Here is a 3,259-nt window from a genome sequence, read left to right as displayed (position 1 = left end):
CCGGGGCGCTCGCGCGGCCCGTCGTCCTCGCCCGGTCGCCTCTCCGGTGAGGCGCGCGATGTCGCGTTTCGGCGTACAGGCTGCGGCGGGAGCGTCCGGATCGGGGCGGGCGGCGAGTGCGCCCGCGGCTGACATAGGCGTACAGCGTCTGGGCTTTCACTCCCAGGCGGGTCAGCGCCTCCCGGCGCCCGATCCAGCAGTCGTCCGACCCCGGCTGCATGCCCGTCTCCTCCAATCCGGGACAGTCTACTGGGCGCGGACCATGCGGCCCTTTCATGACGATACGGCTAACGCCGCTTCCCGCGATCAGGGAGCGGTCTTGGCATGGCCACGGGTTTCCGCGACAAGGCGACGATGACTTCCGCCTCGCTCGACGAAGCCCACGCCGCCAATCGAGACGTCACGCGCCTGTCCGTCGGCGTCGCGATCGTCCTGATCGCGCTGAAGGCCTTCGCGCTCGGCGCCTCCGGCTCGGTGTCGATCCTGGCCTCCCTGGCCGATTCCGCCCTCGATCTCCTGGGCTCCCTGGGCATCTTCTTCGCGGTCCGCTGGGCCGCCGCCCCGCCGGACGCCGAGCACCGCCTACGGCCACGGCAAGGGCGAGGCCCTGGCCGCCCTGGTCAGGCCGGCCTGGTCTTCGCCTCCAGCGTCTTCGTCGGCTGGGAGGCGGTCCAGCGCATCTTCGACCCCCGCCCGGTCACCTCGGGCGTCTGGAGCGTGGCGGTGATCGTCATCTCCATCGCCATCACCACCTGGCTGGTCTGGCGTCAGAGCCGCGCCATCAAGGCGTCGGGCTCCATGGCCGTCCAGGCCGACCGCGCCCACTACGCCGCCGACCTGGGCGCCAACGTCGTCGTCCTGATCGGCGTCATTTCCGGCGCCTTCCTGTCGGCGCCGGGCCTGGACGCGGCGGCCGGCCTGGTCGTCGCGGTCTGGCTGTTCTGGGGCGCGTTGGGCCTGCTTCGCGACGCCGCCGACCACCTGCTGGACCGCGCCGTCCCGGACGCCGATCAGGTGGCCATCACCACCGCCGTCCTGGCCGACCCCCGCATCTCGGGCGTCCACCGCCTGCGCACCCGCATGGCCGGCCCCATCCTCATGATCCAGATGCACGTCGACATGGACCCCGCCCTGACCCTGGACCAGGCCCACGCCATCCTCGAGGAAGCCGAGACGCGCCTGAAGACCACCTGGCCCGACGCCGACATCCTGATCCACCCCGACCCCAGGGGCGCCGCCGCCCCGCCGCCCGCGGATCCCGCCGTGAAGGGCCCCTGGACCTGAGTGGCTAGTGGCTGATCGAGCGTGACTCTGATGGCGGCCGTCAAGCCTCCGGCGCAGACACGGATCTCCACACTAATCACTAGCCACTAGCCACTCGGCGCGCAGCGCCGCGCCGATGGCTAACGCCGGCTTAACGCCCTCGGGCGCATGGAGGCGCGTATGTCGGCCTCCGTCCTCTTCCACTTCGCCTTCGATTCCGGGTCCCGCGCGGCGCGCCTCGCGCTGGGCGAGGCGAAGGTCGCCTTCGAGGAGACGCCCGTCCGCCCCTGGGAGCCCGACTGCCCAGTCGCCGGCCTCAATCCCTCCGGCATGCCGCCGGTGTTCCAGACCGCCGAGGGCGGCCGGCCCCTGACCCTGTGCGAGCAATCGGCCATCCTGGGCTGGCTCGAGGACCGGACGCGCGAGCCCTTCCTGCTGCCCGCCGACCCGGCCGAGCGCGCCGAGACGCGGCGCCTGGTCGCGTGGTTTGATCGCCGCTTCACCGACGAGGTCGACGCCGTCCTGATGCACGAGCGGATGGAGAAGCCGCTCCTGCGCCTGGGCCCGCCCGAGGCGCGCGCGCTGCGCGCCGGCCGCGAGGCGCTGAAGATCCACCTCGCCCAGTTCGAGGGCCTGCTGGCCGAGCGCGACTGGCTGGCCGGCCGCCGGCTCAGCCAGGCCGACCTCGTCGCCGCCGCCCACCTGTCCATCCTCGACTATTTCGGCGAGGTCGCCTGGGCCAACTGGCCGGCGCTGAAGACCTGGTACATGAAGCTGAAGTCCCGCCCCTGCTTCCGCCCCCTGCTCGCCGACCGTTTCCCGGGCGTGGCCGCGGCGGCGCACTACGCCGACCTGGACTTCTAGATCTCCACCTTGATCCGTCATCCTCGGGCTTGTCCCGAGGACCCATGGTAAGAGCGGACGCGATCCCCTCCGCCCGGTCCCCGTCAGTGCCTCAGCCCACCCGTCATCGCCGCCGCCCCAATGGATCCTCGGGACAAGCCCGAGGATGACGCGCTTGAAGGATCACATCCGCAAACAGGCCTCCGCCCTCGGCTTCGACGCCTGCCGCTTCGCCTCCGCCGCCGAACCCTGGAGCGCCGGCGAGCGGCTGGCGCATTTCGTCGAGGCAGGCCGCCACGGCGAGATGGGCTGGATGGAGACCACCCGCGAGCGCCGCGCCCATCCCACCGCCATGTGGGACGGCGCCCGCACGGCCATCGTGCTGGGCCTCAACTATGGTCCGGGCCGCGACCCCCTGCCCGAGTTGGCCGACCGCTCGGCCGGCTACGTCTCCGTCTACGCCCGCGGCGACGATTATCACGAGGTCATCAAAGGCCGGCTCAAGACCCTGGCCGGCCAGGTCGCCGCCCGCACCGGCCGGGACGTCAAGGTCTTCGTCGACACCGCCCCCCTGATGGAAAAGCCGCTCGCGCAGCGCGCCGGCCTGGGCTGGCAGGGCAAGCACACCAACCTGCTCAGCCGAACCCACGGCAACTGGCTGTTCCTGGGCGTGATCCTCAGCGCCGCCGAGCTGGAGCCCGATCCGCCCGAGGGCGAGCACTGCGGCTCCTGCACCGCCTGCCTGGACGCCTGTCCGACCCGGGCCTTCCCCGCCCCCTTCCAGCTCGACGCCCGACGCTGCCTCTCCTACCTGACCATCGAGTTCGCGGGCCCGTGGCCTGTCGAGTTCCGCGAAGCGACCGGCGCGCGCATCTACGGCTGCGACGACTGCCTGGCCGTCTGCCCTTGGAACAAGTTCGCCGAGGCCGCCCACGAGGGCCGCGTCCAGGCCCGCGACGCCCTGGTCTCGCCCCGCCTGGCCGATCTCGCCGCCCTGGACGACCCCGCCTTCCGCGCCCTCTTCTCGAAAAGCCCGGTCAAGCGCATCGGCCGCGACCGCTTCGTGCGCAACGTCCTGTACGCCATCGGCAACAGCGGCGACGCGTCGCTGATCCCTGCGCCCAGGCCCTGCTGGACGCCGACTCGGTCGTGC

The 3,259-nt window shown here is 72.1% G+C and carries 3 protein-coding genes and 1 pseudogene; 3 read left to right on the top strand and 1 reads right to left on the bottom strand.

What is annotated here, in order from left to right; genetic code table 11:
* A pseudogene (locus tag AC2W7C_RS15560) lies at nt 1–220 on the bottom strand (hypothetical protein); the annotation flags it as partial.
* Between the two features lie 104 nt (nt 221–324).
* Here AC2W7C_RS15560 and AC2W7C_RS15555 point away from each other — a divergent pair.
* The 3 genes from AC2W7C_RS15555 to queG all read left to right on the top strand — a co-directional run.
* Nucleotides 325–1,284, top strand: a complete 960-nt coding sequence (locus AC2W7C_RS15555; RefSeq protein ID WP_486002217.1) for a cation diffusion facilitator family transporter — start codon at nt 325–327, stop codon at nt 1,282–1,284.
* Nucleotides 1,285–1,443: 159 nt separating this feature from the next.
* Nucleotides 1,444–2,127 carry an FtsZ-binding protein FzlA gene (fzlA, locus tag AC2W7C_RS15550; RefSeq protein ID WP_486002216.1) on the top strand — a complete coding sequence of 228 codons (684 nt, stop codon included), beginning with the start codon at nt 1,444–1,446 and terminating at the stop codon, nt 2,125–2,127.
* 145 nt (nt 2,128–2,272) lie between these two features.
* Nucleotides 2,273–3,259 (top strand): tRNA epoxyqueuosine(34) reductase QueG (gene queG / locus AC2W7C_RS15545; RefSeq protein WP_486002215.1); only part of this gene is annotated, 987 nt, incomplete at its 3' end.

The organism is Brevundimonas sp. CURTG3B2_SDJG (assembly GCF_057364705.1).
Note: the sequence above shows the minus strand (reverse complement) of the source record. Positions and strands in the feature narration are given on the sequence as shown.

What these genes read in the sequence shown, in the direction of transcription:
- AC2W7C_RS15555 (WP_486002217.1), top strand. Translation starts at nt 325, where the DNA reads ATGGCCACGGGTTTCCGCGACAAGGCGACGATGACTTCCGCCTCGCTC.
- fzlA (WP_486002216.1), top strand. Translation starts at nt 1,444, where the DNA reads ATGTCGGCCTCCGTCCTCTTCCACTTCGCCTTCGATTCCGGGTCCCGC.